This is a genomic window from Uliginosibacterium flavum (assembly GCF_040566545.1).
Lineage (GTDB): Bacteria > Pseudomonadota > Gammaproteobacteria > Burkholderiales > Rhodocyclaceae > Uliginosibacterium > Uliginosibacterium flavum.
The window spans coordinates 60,533-81,869 of the sequence record NZ_JBEWZI010000008.1 but is presented as its reverse complement, the minus strand read 5'-3'; the positions used below and the strand labels follow the sequence as shown (position 1 = coordinate 81,869).

Here is a 21,337-nt window from a genome sequence, read left to right as displayed (position 1 = left end):
GGCTGAAGAATAAGGCAGGGTGGGGGTGCAGGAGCGGCCTTGGCCGCGAATTGCAAGCATCCTTCGCGGCTAAAGCCACTCCTGCGGGGGCATCGCGTTGATGATTCACTGGTCGTCCAAAGACTGACGCAATGAGCACGAAGCCTGATCCTGATGACGCAGACAGCCCTGGTCGGGAGCGCGAATTTGCGTTCAACGAGCGGGATTTTCAGCGCGTTTGTGAATTGATCTACATCCGCGCCGGGATTTCGCTGTCCGACAGCAAACACGACCTGGTGTATGGCCGTCTGGCGCGCCGACTGCGTGCGCTGCAGGCGCATTCTTTTGCGAGCTATCTTGATCTGCTCGACGATCCGGACTCTTCCGAATGGGAGCACTTTACCAATGCCCTCACCACCAATCTGACTTCGTTTTTCCGCGAGAAGCATCATTTCGAGATGCTCGCCGAATACCTGCAGACGCATGCGGGGAAAGGTGATTTGCGTTTGTGGAGCGCGGCGGCCTCGACCGGTGAAGAGGCCTATTCGATGGCCATGACCGTTGCGCAAACCCTGCGCCGTGCGGGGGATGAGGTGCGTATTCTGGCGACCGACATTGACACGCATGTGCTCGCGAAAGGCCGCTCCGGGGTGTATCCCGTCGAGCGGGTGGAGAGTTTGTCAGAGTCCTTGTGCAAACGGTTTTTCCAGCGTGGGCGTGGCGCGCACGCCGGGCAGGTGCGCGTGGCGGAGAGCCTGCGCAACATGATCGTGTTTCGTCAGCTTAATCTGCTGGCCGAGCAGTGGCCGATGAAGCAGCGCTTTGATGTGGTGTTCTGCCGCAATGTGCTGATCTATTTCGATAAGCCGACCCAGCACGCTCTGATGCAGCACCTGGCTCGGATGATCAAACCTGGCGGCTTGTTATTCATCGGACATTCCGAAAGTCCGACGGTGGACCGCAAGGTGTATGAGCCGCTGGGGCGCACGGCTTATCGGGTGCTGGGAGGAGGAAGGCATGACTGATTTCGGCTCCGCGCCCAATCGCTATCATGATCGTCACTTCAATATGGAGGCGATCAAGATTTTACCCGGCGAGTATTACGTTACCAGCCGCAACGTCGTGATCGTCACCGTGCTCGGCTCCTGTGTGTCGGTGTGTCTGCATGACCGGCTGGCGCAGATTGGTGGCATGAATCATTTCATGCTGCCGGAGCATCGCGACAGTGGCGGGATGCTCAGTGATTCTGCGCGTTATGGCGCGTTTGCAATGGAAGTGCTGGTGAATAATCTGCTCAAGGCGGGGGCGTCACGCAGTCGTCTGGAAGCCAAGGTTTTCGGTGCGGGGCGGGTGTTGTCGGGGATTTCTCACGCCGATGTGGGCGCCCATAATGCCGCTTTTGCCCTGCATTATCTGGAGGATGAGGGAATCAAGGTGAAGGGCAGCGATTTGCTCGGTATCTATCCGCGCAAAGTGTATTTTTTCCCCACCGAAGGACGTGTGCTGGTCAAGAAGCTCAAGACCCAGCATAACGACACCATCATTCGCCGCGAACTCGAGTACGAGAGCATGCTGGAGAAGGTCAAGGTGGAAGGCAGTGTGGATCTGTTTTAAGTTCAGTGAGGGGTGAGGAGTAAAACCATGCCGGAGCCAAGCGTCGTGGCCGGATGTGTGTGTGGGTTTGTATCCTTGCATTAACGCCTCACTCCTCACTGCGAGAGCGACAGCGAAAGCTCATGGAGCACAAAGCATGATCAAAGTACTCATCGTTGACGACTCTGCCCTGGTTCGCCAGATCCTGAGTACGATCATTGCACGCGAATCCGATCTGGAAGTGGTTGGTACGGCAGTTGATCCGATCGTCGCACGTGAGATGATCAAGGCGCTCAACCCGGACGTGCTGACGCTGGATATCGAGATGCCGCGCATGGATGGGCTGGAGTTTCTCGAAAAACTCATGCGGCTGCGGCCCATGCCGGTGGTGATGATTTCCAGCCTGACCGAACGCGGCGCAGATGCGACGCTGCGTGCGCTGGAACTCGGTGCCGTGGATTTCGTGACCAAGCCCAAGCTGGGCGTGGCCGAAGGCCTGGATGAGTACGCACAGGAAATCGTGGCGAAGATCCGCACTGCGGCCAGTAGCCGGATTCTGCGCAAGTCGCCGCCGCGCGCGCCGCTGGTGGTGCCGTCCGGCATCAAGGGAGCGGGCGAGAAGCTGATCTTGCTAGGGGCTTCCACGGGCGGCACTGAAGCAATCAAGGAGTTCCTTCTCGACATGCCGCCCACCTGCCCGCCGATTCTGATCGTGCAGCACATGCCACCGGGCTTTACCGCATCCTTCGCCAAGCGTCTGGACGGGTTGTGCCGGGTGACGGTGAAAGAGGCGGTCGATGGTGAGCGCGTCTTGCCCGGGCATGTCTACATCGCACCAGGGGGCAAGCACATGGTGCTCAAGCGCAGTGGCGCTTTTTACCAGACGGCCATCAATGACGATGCGCCACTCAGTCTGCATCGCCCTTCGGTGGACAAGTTGTTTCTCTCTGCTGTGCCGAATGTCGGTGCGAATACCGTGGCGGTGCTGATGACGGGAATGGGCAAGGATGGCGCGCAAGGCATGCTCGCTCTCCGTCAGGCCAAGGTTTATACGGTGACCCAGTCCGAAGCAAGCTGTGTGGTGTATGGGATGCCGCGTGAGGCTGTGCAGATAGGTGCATCTGACTCTGTGGTGGATTTGCCGGACATCGCTGCGCACGTGCTCGCCAAGTTTGGCGTGCGCTGAAAGAATCTTGCCATGACATGCTGAAGAGCCGCGCAGAGATTGGCTTTCAGAGGTGTCTGCCCTAAGAATACCGTCAGTCGGACTTCTATGGCTAGGCGTGCTGTAGACGCATATGCGGCGAGGCTAAGCGGGCAGAGGAAATTCGAGGCCGTCGCTCAAGCCGGGATGCGCGGGGCGCGGGCCAGCCGGATCGCCAGCATGAAACTCGCCGCAATCAACAGCACCAGACTAGCGCCGAAATACAGTTCCTTGCCCTCGCTCCATGTTCCGATGGCAGGCGAGGCTAGCTTCATGATGCCGAACGCGCTCACCAGCAGACTCAGGCTCGAAACCACCAGCCCCATGACGCGCGAAGCCACGCGTGCCACGTGATCGGCACGTGCGATCAATCGCGCGATCCACAGACCATTCACGCCATCTGTCACCAGCATGCCCAGCACGAACAGCAGTGCCAGCAGCAAGGCATGCTGCCAGCCGCCGAAGCGCGTTGCGGTCAGGGCGAAGAAGGCCGCCTGCGACAGCGTATCGAAGGACAGCGCAAACAGCGCTCCGACCAGTGCGATCAGAAAGGGGTTCGAGATATGGCGCAGGCTGCCCAGCAGGCGACCTTTCAGGCCAACCGGCTGCACCACTTCGTCGGGCGCGGCGCGCAGCACGGCAAGCAGATTCAGGGTGCCGAGCGCAGCCAGAAACGCAATCGAGATCAGGGCGCCGAGCAAGTCAAACCATTCTGGAATGCGGAACTGTCCGGCAATCACCGAGGCGCTCAGCGCAATCAGCATCACCACCGCACCATGCCCCAGCGAAAACAGCGTGCCGCAAAGGCGTGCAGTGCGTGGCCGCGTGCGCAGGTTGTAACGCGTCAGGCCATCAATCGTCGCCAGATGGTCGGCATCGAAACCATGCTTCAAACCCAGCACGAAGGTCAGGAGCAGCAGTGAAAGCCAATCTGCCGGAAGCGATTGCATGCATCAATCCAGTCTGCGGGGGAAGGTTTCGCCACGCACGGCGTGGCGTACGACTATCTGCGAGCGATTGTAAGGGGTTTTGGGTGCGTGCATTTGATCTGGCGCGGGCTTGATCTCAGAGGGAATGAATTCTTCCCGGCGCAGGGGCTCAGACCGCAGGCATCTCTTTCGGATATTCCACAAAACCGTTCGTACGGCAAAAACTCAGCAGGCGGATGCCTGCAGCGTGGGCGATGCGAATGGCCAAGGCTGTGGGCGCGGAGATCGTGGCCAGCACAGGGATATTCAGGCGCGCGGCTTTTCTGACCAGCTCGTAGCTGGCGCGGCTGGTCAGGAAGATCAGTCCGTCCTGCGGCTGGATCGCCTGGGTCGCCATCCAGCCCAGCAATTTATCCAGCGCGTTGTGGCGCCCGACATCCTCGAACACCCGCAGGATTTCGCCTTCTGCCGTGCACCAGGCTGCCGCGTGGGCACAGCCGGTGGTTTGCGTGAGCGGCTGATGTCGCGGCAATTCAGCGAGGATGCGCAGGAGCGCAGCGTGATTGACGGCAATGCTTGGTGCGGCCGTCACTTTTTCCGGCTGCAGATCCAGCAGCGCCAGACTTTCGGTGCCGCACACGCCGCAGCCGGTTCGCCCGGTCAGGCTGCGGCGATGTTCCTTGAGTTTGACGAAAGCCGCTTGGGCGATGCTGAGCTGAATTTCCGCGCTATCTGCATGGAAGGTGATTTCCATGTCGTGAATGTCGCGCCGGTTTTCGATGATGCCTTCGGAGAGCGCAAAACCCAGCGCGAACTCTTCCAGATCGGTCGGTGTGGCCATCATCACGGCATGTGAGATGCCGTTGAAAACCAGCGCGACCGGACATTCTTCAGCTACCTGATCAGTGCAAGTTTTCGTGCCTTCCGGGCTGTGACGCAAGGCGCGCACGGTAGCTTGGGGATCCGGTCGATTTTCGTTTGATGAATCAGGCATTTTTGCTCAGCCTCCGGTCTGCGACATGAAACGCACGATGTGCTCTGGCGCCTGTTCGAATTCATGCTGGTGCGGCTTGAGTTCGATGGCGCTGCGGATCGCGCCTTCCAGTTCGGCATCACTGGCACCATCACGCAGCAATGGGCGCAGCTCGAAACGTTCATTCTGCCCCAGACACAGGTAGAGCGTGCCATCCACGGCCAGCCGGACACGATTGCAGGTGGCGCAGAAGTGTTGCGTGATCGGCGTGATGAAGCCGATCTGGCTGCGGCCATCGCGGGTCTGCCAGTAGCGCGCCGGGCCACCGCCAAGTTCCGATGCGCAGGGCATAAGATCGAAGCGGCTGATGAGCTGCTGGCGTACCGGGTCGAGCGGCAGGAAATGGGTCTGGCGACCGGCTTCGCCGACCGGCATGGCTTCGATCAGGCGCAGGATGAAGCCGTGTTCGATGCAGAACGCCGCCATGCGTTCGATCTCATGATCGTTCACGCCTTGCATCGCGACCATGTTGAGTTTGATCGGCGTGATGCCGGCCTCTTTCGCAGCCATGATGCCGGCGAGGATGACGCCGAGACTGTCGCGCCCGTACACGCGGGTGATGCAGTCGCGATCCAGCGAATCGAGGCTGATATTGATGCGCGCCAGCCCAGCCTCCTTCAGTGCGTGGGCATGCCGGGTCAGTTGTGTGGCGTTGGTGGACAGCGACAGGTCATGTACGCCCGGCAATAGGGCGATGTCGCTGACCAGATCGACGAGATTGCGGCGCAGCAGTGGCTCGCCTCCAGTCAGCCGGATGCGCCCGACACCCAGACGCGCAAAGGCGGCCACGACGCGGCTGATTTCGGCAAAGCTCAGCCAGTTGGCCGGTTCTGCGTAACCGTCAAAATCCTTCGGTCGACAGTAGCTGCAGCGCAGGTCGCAGCGATCCGTGACGGATACGCGCACATAGTCGATGCGGCGACCGAAGCGGTCTTGCAGGCTGGGTGTGGGGATTGGGGACTGGTGTTTCACAAGGGGCAGAAACAGGTGAGCCAACAATCGGCACCTGGCCTGAGCCGGGCGCCGATGGATGGCTTCACGATCAGGCCAGCGCCGCCTTGCGCATGTCGGCCTTCATCTTGCTGTACTCGGTCTGGACGTAGTTCTCGGCCCAGGATTGGTCCGCAATGGCTTCGACCTTCACGGCGCAGTATTTGTACTCCGGCGTCTTGGAGATCGGGTCCAGATGATCCACGGTCAGTTCGTTACAGGCGCCGATCCACCACTGGTAGGTCATGTAGACCGCCCCTTGGTTGACGCGATTATTGAGGTTGGCACGCGTGATGACCTTGCCGCGACGCGAGGACACCCAGACCAGCGACTGATCCTTGATGCCGAATTTCTTGGCGTCTTCCGGATGGACCTGCACGAAGCCCGGCTCGTCGGCCAGCGTCTGCAGCGCGCTGCAGTTGCCCGTCATCGAGCGGCAGGAGTAGTGACCGACTTCACGCACGGTGCACAGCCCCAGCGGATAGTCTGCGTCGACTTTTTCCAGCGGTGCGCGCCATTCGGCGGCGAACAGCAAGGCTTTGCCGGTCGGCGTGTCGAACTTCTTGCCTTCGTACAGCCACGGTGTGCCGGGGTGATCTTCGGTCGGGCAGGGCCACTGCACATAGCCCAGATCGGCCATTTTTTCGTAGGTGGCACCTGCGTACAGATCGCACAGGCCGCGCAACTCGTCCCAGATTTCCTGAGCGTTGTTGTACTTCATCGGATAGCCCATGGCGCGGGCCATCATGCTGTGGATTTCCCAGTCATCCTTGACGTTGTGATCGGCGGGCGGGTCAATCGCTTTGTAACAACGCTGGAAGCCACGGTCGGCGCTGGAGAAGACGTTTTCGTGCTCGCCCCATGAGGTGGCCGGGAAGATCACGTCGGCGATCATCGCGGTCTTGGTCATGAAGATGTCTTGCACGATGATGAGTTCGAGTTCGGCGAAAGCCTTGCGCACCAGGCTCAGTTCAGGCTCGGTTTGCAGCGGATCTTCACCGAAGACGTAGTTGGCCTTGATTTTGCCTTCCAGAATCTTGTGCGGCACATCGGTCAGGCCGTAACCCTTTTCCGACGGGATGCTGGCCACGCCCCAGGCCTTGGCGAATTTCTCGCGCGCGGCGGCGTCGGTCACATAGTAGTAACCCGGCAGCGTGTTCGGCAGCGTGCCCATGTCGCAGGCGCCTTGAACGTTGTTCTGGCCGCGAACCGGGCCAACGCCGACGTTCGGCTTGCCGAGGTTGCCGGTGATGGTGGCCAGGCTCGACAGGCCCTTGACCACGTCGACGGCCTGACCCCATTGCGTGACGCCCATGCCCCACAGAATCGTGGCCGTTTCGGCACCCGCGTACATGCGGATGGCCTGGCGTACCAGTTCCGGATCGAGGCCGGTGATTTCGGCGGTGTATTCCGGGGTGTACTTGGCGACCATCGCCTTGTATTCCTCGAAGCCTTCCGAGTAATTGGCAACGAATTCCTTGTCGAACAGGCCTTCCTGAATCAGCACGTTGGCAAACGCGTTGACGAGTGCCATGTTTGAGCCGTTCTTGAGCGGCAGGAAGATGTCGGCAAGGCGTGCAGTTTCGATATAGCGCGGATCGCAGACGATGATCTTGGCGCCCTTTTCCTTGGCCTTGAGGATGCGGCGGGCCACGATGGGATGCGAGTCGGCGGCGTTGTAGCCGAATACCAGAATGCACTTGGTATCTTCGATCTCGCAGATCGAATTGCTCATGGCGCCGTTGCCCAGCGTGGTCATCAGGCCGGCCACCGATGGGCCGTGGCAGACGCGGGCGCAACAGTCGATGTTGTTGGTGCCGATCACGGCGCGGGCGAATTTCTGGGCGACGTAGTTGGATTCGTTGCCGGTGCCGCGCGAGGAGCCGGTCAGCATGATCGAATCCGGACCGTATTTTTCCTTGATGGCTTTCAGGCGCGAACTGGCAAATTCGATGGCTTCATCCCAGGACACGGCTTCAAGATCGCCGCCGCGCTGGCGCCGGATCATCGGCTGTTTCAGGCGCGGGGTCAGCAGCTTGGTATCGTTCAGGAAGTCCCAGCCGTAGTAGCCCTTCAGGCACAGTTCGCCCTGATTGGTGACGCCATTGGCACCTTCTGCGCCGACGACCTTGTTGTCTTTGACCAGCAGATTGATCTTGCAGCCCGAGCCGCAGTAGGGACATACCGTGATGACTTTTTTCATGTCACAAATCCTTTCCGGATAATTCGAATTCGATTCAAAACTGCAGGTTGGTGGCGAGATTCAGGGCGGCTTGTTCCTGACGTTTGCGCAAGCTCGCGGCCATCGCTTCCTTGTCCACCAGGTGCAAAGCCTTGGTCGGGCAGGACGGAATACAGGCCGGGCCCTCGGCGCGATCACTGCACAAGTCGCACTTCTGCGCTTCGGATTTCATTTTTTGCGACACCAGCATCGAGCCGGCCTGGCCTGCGGCAGGTACGCTGACCACGGTCATCGCGCCGTAGGGGCAAGCCACCACACAGGTTTTGCAGCCGACGCAGCGTTCTTGTAACACCTGTACGCTGTCCTGGCCGTAAATAATGGCGCCGCTTGGGCAGGCACGCACACAGGGCGCGTCATCGCACTGACGGCACAGGATGGGGGTGGTGATCGTGCCTGCGCGGACGATCGTCAGGCGCGGCGAAAAATTCTGTGGCGACAGCATGTCCGCCCCCTTGCCCACAGGGTGCGCCATGGCACAGGCGATCTCGCACGTGCGACAGCCGATGCATTTGCTGGCTTCCGCGATAACAAACCGGTTCATTCATTGCCTCCTTGTGTGGATCTGGGCGGCTTCGATGCCTTACAAAATTGGCCGTCCTCTAGAACTTGCGATCTTTCGCATAAGTCGTCTGTGGCGACTAGACGAGGATCAAGCTTTGCGCACACAGCGCGATTTTTCGCTTAATAACGTCAGGTTTGTGTCTTTGAAGCTTCGGTGGTTTATTTGCTTTGACTTGCTGCAGTGCGATACAGCTCGGGATCTTGCTGACGACTGTTCATTGTTTGACGCGCATCGTCGCCAGCATGAGGCGAGGCGTGACATGCTTCGCGCTAGCATCTAGAAAGTAAGGGACTGTGCATGCATGAACTGACGCTGGCGGAACGCGCCATCGGAATCGTTGAAGCTGCCGCGCGCAAGGCCGAGGCCCGGCGCGTTACGCGGATCAGATTGTCGATTGGCGCGCTGGCGCACGTCGACCCGGATACCATGCAGTATTGCTGCGAGGTGGTGAGCCGGGACACTCTGGCCGCAGGCGCGCAGATCGAAGTCGTGCGTGCACCGGGCCTGGCCTGGTGTGCCACCTGCAGTGCGGAGGTCGCGCTGAAGCAGATTGGCGAGCCCTGTCCGCAATGCGGCGGCTACCAGCTGAACATTACGGATGGAGACCAGATGCAGGTGGTCGACATCAGCATAGAGTGAGTCAGGAGTGAAGCAATGTGCGTGACCTGTGGTTGTGGCGGCGGCAACGCCAGCATTGACGGACATGATTTGCGCTACGCGCCGCGTCAGCGCAAGGAAGCCATTGCGCCCAAAGCCGGCAGCTTCCGGCCCGTGGGTCACAGCCATGCGCCGCTGGAGGCTAATCACGCGCCGCAGATGACGGCTGAACGCGTGCTGCGCATCGAGCAGGACATCCTCTCCGGCAACGATGCGCAGGCCGAGGCGAACCGGCAGGCTTTCGCCGCGCGCGGGCTCTTTGTCCTCAATTTCGTTTCCAGTCCCGGTTCGGGCAAGACCACGCTGCTGGTCGATACCATCCAGCGCTGGGCCGGCCGCACGTCGCTGGCCGTGATCGAGGGCGACCAGCAGACGGCTAACGATGCCGAGCGCATCCGCGCCACCGGCGCGCCGGCCGTGCAGATCAATACCGGCAAGGGCTGCCATCTGGACGCGCACATGGTGGCGCAGGCTGCCGCGCAACTGACCGCGCAGGCGCAGCTGCCGCAGAACGGCCTGCTGCTGATCGAGAACGTCGGCAACCTCGTCTGCCCGGCCGCCTTCGATCTGGGCGAGGCGCACAAGGTGGTGATTCTTTCGGTGACCGAAGGCGAGGACAAGCCGCTGAAATACCCGGACATGTTCCGCGCCGCCGATCTGCTGCTGATCAGCAAGACCGATCTGCTGCCCTATCTGGATTTCGATGTTGAACTGGCGATCCGCTATGCGCGTCAGGTGCGCCCGGATTTGCCGGTGATTCAGCTCTCCTCGAAGACTGGTGCGGGTTGCGACGCATGGCAGGCATGGCTGGAGAGCGGCGTACAGCGGGCTTCTTCGAGCATGCTGGCTTGAGAGCAAGGCTGCGTCTGCGTCTTCGCGGCATCGTCCAGGGGGTCGGCTTCCGGCCCTTCGTGCATCGCCTGGCGCATGAACTCGACTTGCTCGGCTGGGTGCGCAACGATGCAGGCGGCGTGACGCTGGAAGTGCAGGGCGCCGACGCGGCCTTGGCCGTTTTCGCCGAGCGTTTGCGCCGTGATGCACCAGCGGCCGCGCGCATCGATGCTGTTGAAACGGAAACACTTGCGCCGGAAGCTGACGCGGCCGGTTTCACCATTCTTGCCAGCGAAGCCGGCGGCGCCAATCAGGCCGTGATCGGCCCGGATCTGTGCGTATGCCCGGGCTGCTTGGCCGAACTCTGCGATCCGGCCAATCGCCGCTATCGCTACGCCTTCATCAATTGCACCGACTGCGGCCCGCGCTACACCATCGCCGCCCGTTTGCCGTATGACCGCGCCCACACTAGCATGGCTAGCTTCACGCAATGCCCGGCTTGTCTCGCCGAATACACCGATCCGTTCAATCGCCGTTTCCATGCCGAACCGAATGCCTGCCCGGTCTGCGGGCCTCAACTGACGCTGCTCGACGCGAGCGGGCAGGCCATTGCCGGTGATCCGATTGCCGAGACCCTGGCGCGTATCCGGCGCGGTGAGATCGTTGGGCTGAAAGGTCTCGGCGGCTTCCACTTGGCCTGCGATGCGCGCAACGCGGCGGCGGTGGCCGAGCTGCGTCGACGCAAGGACCGTGAGGAAAAGCCGCTGGCGATCATGGTGGCGAATCGCGCTTCGCTGGCCGGGCTGGCGGAGCTTGGCCTGGAAGAAGCGACGGAGCTTGAAAGCCGCGCGCGGCCCATCGTGCTATTGAGAAAGCTTCCGGGCGCTGATGCGGCCTTGCCCGGCGTGGCGCCGGATCTCGCCTGGCTGGGCGTGATGTTGCCTTACACGCCGCTCCACTATCTGCTGTACCACGAGTCTGTTGGCCGTTCTCCGAGCGCATCGTGGCTGAATGAAGCGCAGCCGCTAGCGCTGGTTATGACCAGCGCCAATCCGCACGGCGAGCCGCTTGTCACGGATAACGCCGAGGCGCTGACTGGTCTGCAGGGCATCGCCGATGCATATCTCCTGCATGACCGGGGCATCCTGATCCGTACTGACGACAGCGTGCTGCGCCGCCAGCCGGGCAGCGGCAGCCCACAGTTCATCCGGCGCGCGCGCGGCTTCACGCCGACGGCGATTCTGCTAAGCCGCAGTGGCCCGCCAGTGCTGGCACTGGGCGGTTTCTTCAAGAATGCGCTGTGCTTCACGCGGGACGAAGAAGCCTTCCTTTCGCAGCACATCGGCGATCTGGATCGTGTCGCCAATTGCCGCGCGCTCGAAGCTGCGGTCGAGCATCTGCAAGGCTTGCTGCAGGTCCAGCCACAGGCTGTCGCCCACGATCTGCATCCGGATTTCTTCAGCACCCAGCTCGCCTTGCGTCTGGCCGAACGTTGGCAAGTGCCGGCCATCGGCGTGCAGCATCACCACGCCCACATCGCTGCCGTGCTTGCCGAACATCGCATCGCCGAACCAGTGCTGGGCCTCGCGCTCGATGGTGTCGGGCTCGGAACGGATGGCACGGCTTGGGGCGGCGAATTGCTGCGTGTCGAGGGCGCAGGCTTCGAGCGCCTCGGCCATCTGCGGCCCATCGGTTTGCCCGGTGGCGACCGTGCTGCCCGCGAACCCTGGCGCATGGGCGCGGCGGGGCTGGATTTGCTCGGGCGTGGCGACGAAATTGCCACACGCTTCTCGGCTGAGCCGGGTGCTGCGCAGCTGGCGCAGATGCTGGCGCGTGGTGTGCCGCAGACCACCAGCATAGGACGCTGGTTCGATGCCGCCGCCGGCCTGCTCGGCGTGCAGGCGCGCATGAGCTTCGAGGGGCAGGCCGCGATGCGGCTGGAAGGGCTGGCCGAGGCTTACGGCGAACTGCGCCTGAACGAGGCTTTGCATGTTTTGAGCGCGCAGCCCAGCGGCTTGATGCTGGATCTCGCTCCGTTGCTGCTGGATCTACTGAACGAGCCCGATACCGGGCGCGGCGCGGCCCTGTTTCACGCCGCCTTGATCCAGGCACTGGTCGAGTGGGTGGGCGCTGCGGCAGAATCCAGCGGAATCCGCACCGTGGCCTGTGCCGGTGGCTGTTTCCTGAATGCGATACTGGCGCGTGGCTTGCGTCGGGGGCTGGCTGAACGTGGTTTGCAGATGCTGGAGGCGCGTGCCGCGCCGCCCGGCGATGGTGGGCTGGCGCTGGGGCAGGCGTGGGTGGTCCGGCAGCAGATACGCTGAAGATCCGCGTCTGGCAGACTTCTTCAGGCATGGTGTTCTGACAATCAGGTCTGCTCTGCCTGAGCGGATAGGCAGGCTGTAGAGCAAGACTGCGTGTGGCTCTTCGGGATGTTGTGGTTCCGGATCAAAATCCGGTTTGTGGTGAATTGATAAAGGAAGCAAGCCATGTGTCTGGCCATTCCAGCAAGAGTGATTGAACTGTTTGGCGACGATCGCGCGCGCATCGAGCTGTCGGGCGTGCAGAAGGAAATCTCGCTGTCGCTGGTCGAGGACGTCGCGGTCGGCGATTACGTGATCGTCCACGTCGGCTTTGCCATCGGCAAGCTGGACCCGGAAGAGGCGGCACTGACGCTGGCGACTTTTGCTGCGATGTACGCCACGCATGGCGATGAGTTGCCGCTGACTCCGCCCCTGGCTTGAACATGAAATACATCGACGAATTTCGGAATGGGAACGTTGCGCGCGGCCTGGCTGCCGCGATTGCGGCGGAAGTGCAGCCGGGCCGCAGCTATCGCCTGATGGAGTTCTGCGGTGGCCACACCCACGCAATCTCGCGCTACGGCCTGCTTGATCTCTTGCCACCTGCCGTGCAGATGATCCATGGCCCCGGCTGCCCGGTGTGCGTGCTGCCGATCGGGCGTATCGACAGCGCCATTGATCTGGCGCGCGAGCAGGGCGTGATCCTGTGTACTTATGCCGATACGCTGCGCGTGCCGGCCTCCGGCGGTTTGTCGCTGTTGCGCGCCAAGGCGCAGGGCGCGGATGTGCGCATGGTGTATTCCTGTGACGACGCGCTGCGCATCGCACAGGACAATCCGGCGCGCGAAGTCGTTTTCTTCGCCATCGGTTTCGAAACCACCACGCCGATGACTGCCGCCATCATCAAGCAGGCGGCCGCGCTCGATCTGAAGAATTTTTCCGTGTTCTGCAACCATGTGCTCACGCCTGCAGCGATGGTGCATATCATGGAATCCGAAGGCGACCCGGCCGCCGTGGCGCTGGATGGCTTCGTCGGCCCGGCCCACGTCAGCACGGTGATCGGCTCCGGACCTTACGAAGGCTTCGCACAGCATTACAAGAAGCCGGTTGTCATTTCAGGTTTCGAACCGCTGGATGTGCTGCAGTCCGTTCTGATGCTGGTGCGCCAGATCAACGAAGGCCGTGCGCTGGTGGAAAACCAGTTCACGCGGGCAGTGACGCGCGAAGGCAACCGCAAGGCGCAGGCGCTGGTCGCCGAAGTCTTCGAGCTGCGCGAGATGTTCGACTGGCGCGGCCTCGGCGAAGTGCCGCTGAGCGCCTTGAAGATCAAAGAAGCCTTCGTAGCTTTTGATGCGGAGACGCGCTACAGCATTGCCTATCGCCAGGTGCCGGATGCGAAAGCCTGCGAATGCGCGGCAATCCTGCGCGGCCATAAGCATCCGCGCGACTGCAAGGTCTTCGGTACGGCTTGCACGCCGGATCAGCCGATTGGCGCGTGCATGGTTTCGTCGGAGGGCGCGTGTGCGGCGCACTACACCTACGGGCGCCATAAGGAAGCTTCTGCCAGCGAGGTCAAGGCATGAGCTATTCCCGCCCCATCGATTTCAAGAACGGTCGCGTCGACCTGAGCCACGGCAGCGGTGGCCGCGCCATGGCGCAGCTGATCCGCGAGCTCTTCGTTCGCCATTTCGACAACGACTATCTGCGCGCGCAGAACGATGGCGCCTGTTTCCCCTTGCCCGCTGGTGCCGGGCGCATGGTGATGGCGACTGACAGTCACGTGGTCTCGCCGCTGTTCTTTCCCGGCGGCGACATCGGCTGTCTGTCGGTGCACGGCACGGTCAATGACGTGGCGATGACGGGCGGGCAGCCGCTGTACTTGGCGGCGGGTTTCATTCTGGAAGAGGGCTTTCCGCTGGCTGACTTGCAACGCATCGTGATTTCGATGGCGGCGGCGGCGAAAGAGGCGGGCGTGCCCATCGTGACCGGCGACACCAAGGTGGTGGAGCAGGGTAAGGGCGACGGGGTGTTCATCACCACGACCGGTGTAGGCGTCGTGGCGCCGGGCATCGAGCTCGCGCCGCAGCGCATCCGCCCGGGCGACAAGTTGCTGGTCTCGGGTTATCTGGGCGATCACGGCGTGGCGATCATGTCGCTGCGCGAAAACCTGAGTTTCGAGACGGCGATCGAATCCGATACGGCGGCGCTGCATGGGCTGGTGGCGGCCATGCTGGACGCGGTGCCGGGCATCCGCAGCCTTCGCGACCCCACGCGTGGCGGGTTGGCGGCGGTGCTCAACGAATTTGCCGAAGCGGCCGGCTGCGGCATGCTGATTCATGAGAAAGCGATTCCGGTGCGCGGCGCGGTGGCGGCAGCCTGCGAGTTGCTGGGGCTCGATCCGCTCTACGTAGCGAACGAAGGCAAGCTGGTGGCGGTATGTCCGGCCGAGGATGCTGAGCGTTTGCTGGCGGTGATGCGCGCACATCCGCAGGGGCGTGACGCGGCGATCATTGGCGAGGCGATTGTGGATGCCAATGGTTTCGTGCAGATGGAGACGGTGTTTGGCGGGCGGCGGATGGTGGATTGGCTTAGCGGGGAGCAACTGCCGCGGATTTGCTGATTCCGCGCAGAAGCCGCCCTACCTTTGTAGACTTCGGCTTGCCGTACTGCTTGTACTGTCTGCGCCTCGTCTTCGCGGCAGAGCGGCTTCTGCGCGGAATTGGGTGGTGCTGCCAGACGTGATACATCATCTGCCTGAAAAGCCGCGCCCCGCCTGAGTCTGCAGCATGCCTTGCTGCAGACTCAGGCGGGGCGCGGCTCTTCGAGGGTACTGCTTAAAGCTGCGAGCCGTCTTCGACCGGGTTGATGTAGGCGAAGGGCAGGCCGACGAAGACGACGCCGCCGACAATATTGCCCAGCGTGCTGAATACCAGGTTGTAGAGGGCGTCGTTCAGGGCGAGCTGACCGTTGCCGAGCAGGGACATGGAGAAAGTGCCCATGTTGGCGATCGAGTGCTCGAAGCCCAGATACAGGAAGATGAAGACGACCAGGATCAGCACCATGATCTTGGCGATGTCGTCCTTGCAGCGCAGTGCGAGACGCACGGCCAGACACACCACCCAGTTGGCCAGGATGCCCTTGAAGAAAATCACCGAGGCCGCCTGATGTGCCTTGTGCATGGCGCCTTCATACAGCGCATGGTCGGCGGGCAGGCTGCCGAGGGTGCCGGCGCCGTAGAGCAGGCCGGCGACGATCAGGGCACCGATGAAGTTGCCCAGATAGCAAGCGATCCAAAGAACGGCGGATTGTCCCCAGCTGGTTTGTCCCTCGGCCGAGGAGACGGCGAGATACATGTTGTTGCTGGTGAACAGCTCGGCATTGGTGAATACGATGATGGTCAGGCCGACACCGAAGAAGGCCGAGGCGATGACCTTGCCGAAGCTGACGTCGTGCAGGTTCTGGATCAGTGACCAGTAGGTGAACAGCACGATGGACAGATACATGCCGGCGAGGATCGAGCGGGTCAGGTAACGGCCGGGATCGTGCTGCAGCAGGGAGAATTTGCGAACACCGCTTTCTGCGGCCTTTTCGACATAGGAACGATCAATCATTGTGATTTTCTCCGGGGGTGTTGGTACTGACGGGGGCGATTCAAGCACATGCACAGGCGCTGCTCCAGCGCAGGTGTCGGACAGGATTTGCTAATCAACGTTGCTTTGATGCGGTGCAAACCTCTGTTGCGTGATGACGATGAAGCACACAAGTTGTTTTTATCGGCGAATTTTCTGTCTTTATTAGCCAAGGTTGACGGGAACCAAATACTAGCGTGACAAGGCACGTTGTAATGCACGGCGCTTTTGTTCCGTGCCGCGCAAAAAAAGACGAATTTCTGGCACGGGAGCAGGGCGAGGTCGGCGCAGACCGGATGCCGGCAAAGCCCTATCGCACAAGGAGGAAGGCTGGATGAACCGCTTCGTGATCGCGGAACCTGCGCGTTGCAATGGCTGCAATACGTGCATGGCCGCCTGTTCCGTGGTGCACAAGGCTGCGGGTTTGCAGAGTTTTCCGCGCCTGACGGTGGTGCGGCATGGCGACAGGACTGCGCCCGTACTGTGTCGTCACTGTGACGATGCGCCGTGTGCCCAGGTTTGTCCGGTTAATGCCATTACGCAAACCGGTGATGCCGTGGTGCTCAACGAGACTCTGTGCATCGGCTGCAAATTGTGCGCAATTGTCTGTCCCTTTGGCGCGATTACACCCGCCGGCACGCCGAGCAGCGGTGTGGTGTCGATGGGGCAAAGTTATATCTCTCCGAATATGCTGACCGTGACGGAGCCTGGTGCTGCAGGTACCGACAGCTCGGCGACATTGCATCCCATTCTGGTGTCGTCGATTGGCGTGCGCAGCATTGCAGTCAAATGTGATCTGTGTGACTTCCGTGCCGAAGGGCCGGAGTGCGTGCGCGTCTGTCCGACCAGCGCCCTGTTTGCCGTGGATGATCAGACTTTGAACCAGACCAGCGATACCAAGCGTCAGCAAGCGGCCGTGGCGCTGGCTTCTCCTCTGACGTTCATCGCCCCGCAGGAGCAAAAATGAATACCACTCCACTCGGCTTCTTGTTGATTTCGGTGGCCTTGTATCTGGCGGGGGCCTTGGCATCGGTGCTGATGTCGCGGCGCGAGCAATTGGCTATCCTGATTTCAGGCGTGGCAGGGATCCTCGGCGGCGCGGCAGGGATTGCGGCGGCATTGCCGATCCTGCTGGGCGGCGCGACACAATTGTTCGCCGCCGCAGGCCCATTTCCATTTGCGCACTTCGTGTTGCGGCTCGATCCGCTGGCGGCCTTGATGGTGTTCGTGATCTCGCTGCTGGTGCTGGTGTGTTCGCTGTATTCGCTGGCCTATGTGCGCGAATACGCCGGGCGTGGTGCTTGGGCGATGGGCTTCTTCATGAATGTCTTCGTCGCCTCAATGGTGGCGCTGATGGTCGTCGATAACGCCTTCTATTTCCTGATCTTCTTCGAGATGATGTCGCTGGCCTCCTATTTCCTGGTGATCTTCGATCAGGATAAAGAGGCTGTGAGCGCAGGTTTCCTGTATTTCCTGATCGCGCATGCCGGCTCGGTGCTGATCATGGCGGCCTTCTTCCTTCTCTATGGCCGCAGTGGCAGTCTCGATTTCGAGAGTTTCCGCGCGCTGCACCTGACCGGCCCGCTGGCCTCAGTGGTGTTCCTGCTGGCCTTCTTCGGTTTCGGCGCCAAGGCCGGTATGGTGCCGCTGCACAGCTGGCTGCCACGCGCTCACCCGGCCGCGCCTTCGCATGCATCGGCGCTGATGTCGGGCGTGATGGTGAAGATTGGCGTGTTCGGGATCATCAAGGTGGGTATCGATCTGCTGGGCGCGAACACGAGCTGGTGGGGCATGCTGGTGTTGGCCATTGGCGGCATATCGGCCGTGCTGGGCGTGCTCTACGCGCTGGCTGAAAAGGATCTCAAACGCTTGCTGGCTTATTCCACCGTCGAGAACGTCGGCATTATCCTGATGGGCGTCGGTGCTGGCATGATCGGGCTGGCCACGCACAACACGGCGCTTGCGGTGGTGGGCTTGCTGGCTGGCTTCTATCATCTGCTCAATCACGCGGTTTTCAAGGGCTTGTTGTTCCTGGGCGCAGGCTCCATCCTGTATCGCACGCATACCAAGGACATGGACAAACTGGGCGGACTGGCGACGCGCATGCCCTGGACGGCAGGCGCTTTCCTGGTCGGCGCGATGGCAATCTCGGCCTTGCCGCCGCTGAATGGTTTCGTCAGCGAGTGGTTTACCTATCAGGCCTTGTTCTCGATGGGTTCTTCGGGCTCTGACGTCGCCGTGCGCATGGCCGGGCCGGTGGGCATGGTGATGCTGGCGATTACCGGTGCGCTGGCGGCGATGTGTTTCGTCAAGGCTTATGGTCTGAGTTTCTCCGGTCTGCCGCGCAGCGAGCATGCTGATCACGCGAAAGAAGCTCCGCTACCGATGGTGGCGGCCATGGCCTTGCTGGCGCTGCTGATTGTGGCGCTCGGTGTCGGTGCGCCGCTGGTGGCTCCGGTGATGGCGGGCGTGGCGAATTCTTTGATAAATGGAGTTGTGCCAGTCGTCGCACAAGGCGTCTCGGTGTTCCCCGGCAATCCGCAGCAAGCGCTGTTGTCCACGCCGCTGCTGGCCTTGCTGCTGCTCGCGATTCCGGTCTTGCCGTTGTTGCTGGTGGCCGGGCTCAAGGGCGCACGTCTGGCACGTCGGCATGGCGGCGATGCCTGGGCTTGCGGCTATGCGCAGGAACAGATCATGACGGCGTCTTCACATGGCTTTACCCAGCCGATGGGTGTGATGTTTGCGCCGCTGTATCGCCTGCGTGAAATCCTTGATCCCTCACGTGCTGCGCAGCGTTCGCTGCAATGGACGATTGATGCGGCGACGCGTCTTGAGCCGGTCTGGGATGCAAGGGTGGTCAATCGCATCGTGGATCTGGTGCAGTGGATCGGGGGCAAGGTGCAGTGGCTGCAGCATGGCGACTTCCGCATCTACTGCCTCTATGTCGTCGTGACGCTGGTCGTCCTTCTTCTCATTGCGGTCTAGGAGCCAGTCATGCCGAGTTTCGATATGTTGTTCCTCGCCATCCTGCAAGCACTGGTGCTGCTGGCCATCGCGCCGCTGATGACCGGTGTTTCGCGGATGATTCGCGCCCGCATGCATTCCCGCCGTGGTCCCGGCGTGCTGCAGGATTATCGCGACATCATCAAGCTGCTGAAGCGTCAGGACGTGGCGCCTGCGTCAGCCGGATTTGTGTTTCAGGTGACGCCTTATGTCGTGATCAGTTCCATGTTGCTGTTGGCGATGGCCTTGCCGGTATTCACGCGTCACTCGCCGGTGGGTGCGATCGCCGATCTGATTACCTTCGCGTATGTCTTTGCTCTGGCGCGGTTTTTCTTTGCGCTCTCGGGCCTGGATTCCGGCAGCTCGTTTGCCGGCATTGGCGCGAGCCGCGAGCTGACGATGGGCGTGCTGGTCGAGCCGACCATGATCCTGTCGCTGGTGGTGGTGGCGCTGGTCGAAGGCAGTACCAATCTGGGCAGTATCAGTGCTTCGATTGCCGGCGGCTATCTGCAGGCACCGATGGCGATCCTGCTGGCGCTGGCGGCGTTTGCCTTCAGTGTGTTCATCGAGATGGGCAAGCTGCCTTTCGACATGGCCGAAGCCGAGCAGGAGCTTCAGGAAGGACCGCTGACGGAGTATTCGGGGTCGTCGCTGGCGGTGCTGAAACTTGGCTTGGGCCTCAAGAAGATCGTGCTGGCGCAGTTCCTGATTGGCGTATTCCTGCCCTTCGGCATTCTGGAAACGCTGAGCGGCCTGTCGTTTCTGATGGCGGCAGTGATCCTGCCGCTGAAGCTGCTGGTCATTTTCGTGGCGGCCGGACTGATCGAGAACAGCATGGCGCGTGGGCGCTTCCTGCTGACTTCACGTGTGACCTGGATCGGCTTCGGCTTTGCCGTGCTGGCGTTTATGTTCTATCTCACGGGGCTCTGACAAGATCATGGAGAACATTGCACTCGCGATCATCCTGTTGCCCTTTGCTGGCGCGGCCATCACGGCGCTCTGCCCGCAACGGGTAGCGAAGTGGGTCGCCTTGCTGTTTGGCGCGCTGGCATCGGCTTGCGTAATCAAGCTGGCTATCGATTTCAATCAAGCCGACAAGCTGGCCAGTTCATTCGACTTGCTGTCTTACGGTAGTACGCTGCTGATGGGGCTGACTGTCGACCGGATCAGCGTGCTGGTGGCGCTTGCCGTGGTCGTGCTGGGGCTTCTGGTTCTCGTGTATTCCACGGCCTATCTCAGCTCGGGCAATCGCGAGCATCCTCACGAGGGGCGGCCGCGTTATTACGCCTTCCTGCTGTTGTTCATCGGCGCGATGGCCGGCCTGGTGTTGTCATCGACCATCGTCGGGCAATTGATATTCTTTGAAATCACAGGCGCCTGCTCCTGGGGGCTGATCGGTTATTACGAGAAACCCAAGGCGCTGAAGTCGGCCCTCAAGGCGTTGCTGATCACTCACATCGCCTCGATCGGGCTCTACTTCGCGGCGGCCTGGCTGTTCATGGAGACAGGCACCTTCGCGCTGAGCTCGCTGGCCAATCTGGGCGAGGGCGCCAAGATTGCCGTGTTCCTCGGTATTCTGGTTGCGGCTTGGGGTAAGTCGGCGCAATTGCCCTTGCACGCCTGGCTGCCTGATGCGATGGAAGCCCCGACACCGATCTCCGCGTATCTGCATGCCGCTTCGATGGTCAAGGTGGGCGTCTATATCTTCGCTCGCGCCATTTTCTCGGCCGGGACGGTACCCGAAGTGATCGGCTGGATCGGCACGATCATGGCCGTGATCACGATGATCTATGGTTTCCTGATGTATCTGCCGCAGAAAGACATGAAGCGTCTGCTGGCGTATTCGACGATGACGCAGTTGTCGCTGATTTTCATGGCCTTATCGCTGTCGATCTTTGGTTCGAAGATGGCCTTCAACGGCGGCGTCGCGCACATTTTCAATCATGCCTTTGCCAAGAGCCTGTTCTTCCTTGTGGCAGGTGCGCTCAGCTATTCCTGCGGCACCCGCATGTTGCCTTCGGTGCGTGGCTTGCTGCGTCACATGCCTTTGCTGGGAATCGGTTTCTGCATCGCGGCGCTCTCCATTACCGGGGTGCCGCCCTTCAACGGGTTTTTCAGCAAGTTCCCGATTTTTACGGCGGGCTTCCAGTTGTCCAGTGAGCATCTGCTGCTCTTGCCTTTCGTAGTGCTGGCCTTGCTGGAATCGGTGGCAAGTTTCGCCTGGTTCCTGCGCTGGTTCGGTGAAACAACTCCCGGTGAGGCGTCTGAGGCGGTGGCAAATGCCGCACCGGTTCCGCTGGCAATCCAGCTTGTGTTGAGCGTGCTGATCGTCATGTGCGTCGCCTCAAGCTTCATTGCTGCTTCCTGGCTCGGATAAGGGAT

The 21,337-nt window shown here is 61.2% G+C and carries 19 protein-coding genes; 13 read left to right on the top strand and 6 right to left on the bottom strand.

Annotated elements, in window-relative coordinates; translation table 11 throughout:
- The first annotated feature begins 131 nt into the window (after positions 1–131).
- From ABXR19_RS09145 to ABXR19_RS09135, 3 genes are all read left to right on the top strand, one after another.
- Positions 132–1,004, top strand: a complete 873-nt coding sequence (locus tag ABXR19_RS09145) for a CheR family methyltransferase (RefSeq protein WP_354600815.1) — start codon at positions 132–134, stop codon at positions 1,002–1,004.
- The gene (gene cheD / locus ABXR19_RS09140) at positions 997–1,593 is read left to right on the top strand and encodes a chemoreceptor glutamine deamidase CheD (RefSeq protein ID WP_354600814.1); all 597 of its coding nucleotides are present in this window, start codon (positions 997–999) and stop codon (positions 1,591–1,593) included. The genes ABXR19_RS09145 and cheD overlap by 8 nt, the downstream gene beginning before the upstream one ends.
- A gap of 136 nt (positions 1,594–1,729) precedes the next feature.
- The gene (locus ABXR19_RS09135) at positions 1,730–2,758 is read left to right on the top strand and encodes a protein-glutamate methylesterase/protein-glutamine glutaminase (RefSeq protein WP_354600813.1); all 1,029 of its coding nucleotides are present in this window, start codon (positions 1,730–1,732) and stop codon (positions 2,756–2,758) included.
- A 155-nt stretch (positions 2,759–2,913) separates the two neighbouring features.
- Here ABXR19_RS09135 and ABXR19_RS09130 read toward each other — a convergent pair whose 3' ends face one another.
- The 5 genes from ABXR19_RS09130 to ABXR19_RS09110 all read right to left on the bottom strand — a co-directional run bounded on the left by ABXR19_RS09130 (position 2,914) and on the right by ABXR19_RS09110 (position 8,511).
- Entirely contained in the window at positions 2,914–3,726 is an 813-nt protein-coding gene (locus ABXR19_RS09130) for a HoxN/HupN/NixA family nickel/cobalt transporter (protein ID WP_354600812.1), read from the bottom strand.
- A gap of 148 nt (positions 3,727–3,874) precedes the next feature.
- Complete coding sequence (gene fdhD / locus ABXR19_RS09125) at positions 3,875–4,699, bottom strand: formate dehydrogenase accessory sulfurtransferase FdhD (RefSeq protein ID WP_354600811.1); 825 nt, start codon at positions 4,697–4,699, stop codon at positions 3,875–3,877.
- A gap of 6 nt (positions 4,700–4,705) precedes the next feature.
- Complete coding sequence (moaA, locus tag ABXR19_RS09120) at positions 4,706–5,734, bottom strand: GTP 3',8-cyclase MoaA (protein WP_354600810.1); 1,029 nt, start codon at positions 5,732–5,734, stop codon at positions 4,706–4,708.
- A 46-nt stretch (positions 5,735–5,780) separates the two neighbouring features.
- On the bottom strand, positions 5,781–7,931 hold the full coding sequence (gene fdhF / locus ABXR19_RS09115; RefSeq protein ID WP_354600809.1) for a formate dehydrogenase subunit alpha: 2,151 nt from the start codon (positions 7,929–7,931) through the stop codon (positions 5,781–5,783).
- Positions 7,932–7,965: 34 nt separating this feature from the next.
- Positions 7,966–8,511 (bottom strand): 4Fe-4S dicluster domain-containing protein, encoded by a 546-nt coding sequence (locus ABXR19_RS09110; protein ID WP_354600808.1) that lies wholly within the window; start codon positions 8,509–8,511, stop codon positions 7,966–7,968.
- A gap of 318 nt (positions 8,512–8,829) precedes the next feature.
- Here ABXR19_RS09110 and hypA point away from each other — a divergent pair, with 318 nt between their 5' ends.
- The 6 genes from hypA (at position 8,830) to hypE (ending at position 14,943) form a co-directional block, all read left to right on the top strand.
- Positions 8,830–9,171: a hydrogenase maturation nickel metallochaperone HypA gene (gene hypA / locus ABXR19_RS09105; protein ID WP_354600807.1), complete on the top strand. Its 342-nt coding sequence runs from the start codon at positions 8,830–8,832 to the stop codon at positions 9,169–9,171.
- Between the two features lie 15 nt (positions 9,172–9,186).
- Positions 9,187–10,041: a hydrogenase nickel incorporation protein HypB gene (hypB, locus tag ABXR19_RS09100; protein WP_354600806.1), complete on the top strand. Its 855-nt coding sequence runs from the start codon at positions 9,187–9,189 to the stop codon at positions 10,039–10,041.
- Positions 9,993–12,344 (top strand): carbamoyltransferase HypF, encoded by a 2,352-nt coding sequence (hypF, locus tag ABXR19_RS09095; protein ID WP_354600805.1) that lies wholly within the window; start codon positions 9,993–9,995, stop codon positions 12,342–12,344. The genes hypB and hypF overlap by 49 nt, the downstream gene beginning before the upstream one ends.
- 165 nt (positions 12,345–12,509) lie before the next feature.
- A complete protein-coding gene (locus ABXR19_RS09090) occupies positions 12,510–12,764 on the top strand; it encodes a HypC/HybG/HupF family hydrogenase formation chaperone (RefSeq protein ID WP_354600804.1) in 255 nt (84 codons plus the stop codon).
- Between the two features lie 2 nt (positions 12,765–12,766).
- Positions 12,767–13,906 (top strand): hydrogenase formation protein HypD, encoded by a 1,140-nt coding sequence (gene hypD, locus ABXR19_RS09085; protein ID WP_354600803.1) that lies wholly within the window; start codon positions 12,767–12,769, stop codon positions 13,904–13,906.
- On the top strand, positions 13,903–14,943 hold the full coding sequence (gene hypE, locus ABXR19_RS09080) for a hydrogenase expression/formation protein HypE (RefSeq protein WP_354600802.1): 1,041 nt from the start codon (positions 13,903–13,905) through the stop codon (positions 14,941–14,943). Before hypD ends, hypE begins: the two co-directional genes overlap by 4 nt.
- 214 nt (positions 14,944–15,157) lie before the next feature.
- Here the strand turns inward: hypE and ABXR19_RS09075 are convergent, their stop codons facing one another.
- Positions 15,158–15,934: a formate/nitrite transporter family protein gene (locus tag ABXR19_RS09075; RefSeq protein WP_354600801.1), complete on the bottom strand. Its 777-nt coding sequence runs from the start codon at positions 15,932–15,934 to the stop codon at positions 15,158–15,160.
- A gap of 352 nt (positions 15,935–16,286) precedes the next feature.
- Here ABXR19_RS09075 and ABXR19_RS09070 point away from each other — a divergent pair, with 352 nt between their 5' ends.
- The 4 genes from ABXR19_RS09070 to ABXR19_RS09055 are packed head-to-tail and all read left to right on the top strand — an operon-like array spanning position 16,287 to position 21,332.
- Positions 16,287–16,919 carry a 4Fe-4S dicluster domain-containing protein gene (locus tag ABXR19_RS09070; RefSeq protein WP_354600800.1) on the top strand — a complete coding sequence of 211 codons (633 nt, stop codon included), beginning with the start codon at positions 16,287–16,289 and terminating at the stop codon, positions 16,917–16,919.
- Positions 16,916–18,937 (top strand): hydrogenase 4 subunit B, encoded by a 2,022-nt coding sequence (gene hyfB / locus ABXR19_RS09065; protein WP_354600799.1) that lies wholly within the window; start codon positions 16,916–16,918, stop codon positions 18,935–18,937. The genes ABXR19_RS09070 and hyfB overlap by 4 nt, the downstream gene beginning before the upstream one ends.
- Positions 18,938–18,946: 9 nt before the next feature.
- On the top strand, positions 18,947–19,885 hold the full coding sequence (locus ABXR19_RS09060; RefSeq protein ID WP_354600798.1) for a respiratory chain complex I subunit 1 family protein: 939 nt from the start codon (positions 18,947–18,949) through the stop codon (positions 19,883–19,885).
- 7 nt (positions 19,886–19,892) lie between these two features.
- The gene (locus tag ABXR19_RS09055; RefSeq protein ID WP_354600797.1) at positions 19,893–21,332 is read left to right on the top strand and encodes a hydrogenase 4 subunit D; all 1,440 of its coding nucleotides are present in this window, start codon (positions 19,893–19,895) and stop codon (positions 21,330–21,332) included.
- The last annotated feature ends 5 nt before the right edge of the window (positions 21,333–21,337 follow it).

Bases quoted from the DNA above. Each gene is read 5' to 3' on its own strand.
- ABXR19_RS09145 (WP_354600815.1), top strand. From the start codon at position 132: ATGAGCACGAAGCCTGATCCTGATGACGCAGACAGCCCTGGTCGGGAG.
- cheD (WP_354600814.1), top strand. From the start codon at position 997: ATGACTGATTTCGGCTCCGCGCCCAATCGCTATCATGATCGTCACTTC.
- ABXR19_RS09135 (WP_354600813.1), top strand. From the start codon at position 1,730: ATGATCAAAGTACTCATCGTTGACGACTCTGCCCTGGTTCGCCAGATC.
- ABXR19_RS09130 (WP_354600812.1), bottom strand. From the start codon at position 3,726: ATGCAATCGCTTCCGGCAGATTGGCTTTCACTGCTGCTCCTGACCTTC.
- fdhD (WP_354600811.1), bottom strand. From the start codon at position 4,699: ATGCCTGATTCATCAAACGAAAATCGACCGGATCCCCAAGCTACCGTG.
- fdhF (WP_354600809.1), bottom strand. From the start codon at position 7,931: ATGAAAAAAGTCATCACGGTATGTCCCTACTGCGGCTCGGGCTGCAAG.
- ABXR19_RS09110 (WP_354600808.1), bottom strand. From the start codon at position 8,511: ATGAACCGGTTTGTTATCGCGGAAGCCAGCAAATGCATCGGCTGTCGC.
- hypA (WP_354600807.1), top strand. From the start codon at position 8,830: ATGCATGAACTGACGCTGGCGGAACGCGCCATCGGAATCGTTGAAGCT.
- hypB (WP_354600806.1), top strand. From the start codon at position 9,187: ATGTGCGTGACCTGTGGTTGTGGCGGCGGCAACGCCAGCATTGACGGA.
- hypF (WP_354600805.1), top strand. From the start codon at position 9,993: ATGGCTGGAGAGCGGCGTACAGCGGGCTTCTTCGAGCATGCTGGCTTG.
- ABXR19_RS09090 (WP_354600804.1), top strand. From the start codon at position 12,510: ATGTGTCTGGCCATTCCAGCAAGAGTGATTGAACTGTTTGGCGACGAT.
- hypD (WP_354600803.1), top strand. From the start codon at position 12,767: ATGAAATACATCGACGAATTTCGGAATGGGAACGTTGCGCGCGGCCTG.
- hypE (WP_354600802.1), top strand. From the start codon at position 13,903: ATGAGCTATTCCCGCCCCATCGATTTCAAGAACGGTCGCGTCGACCTG.
- ABXR19_RS09075 (WP_354600801.1), bottom strand. From the start codon at position 15,934: ATGATTGATCGTTCCTATGTCGAAAAGGCCGCAGAAAGCGGTGTTCGC.
- ABXR19_RS09070 (WP_354600800.1), top strand. From the start codon at position 16,287: ATGAACCGCTTCGTGATCGCGGAACCTGCGCGTTGCAATGGCTGCAAT.
- hyfB (WP_354600799.1), top strand. From the start codon at position 16,916: ATGAATACCACTCCACTCGGCTTCTTGTTGATTTCGGTGGCCTTGTAT.
- ABXR19_RS09060 (WP_354600798.1), top strand. From the start codon at position 18,947: ATGCCGAGTTTCGATATGTTGTTCCTCGCCATCCTGCAAGCACTGGTG.
- ABXR19_RS09055 (WP_354600797.1), top strand. From the start codon at position 19,893: ATGGAGAACATTGCACTCGCGATCATCCTGTTGCCCTTTGCTGGCGCG.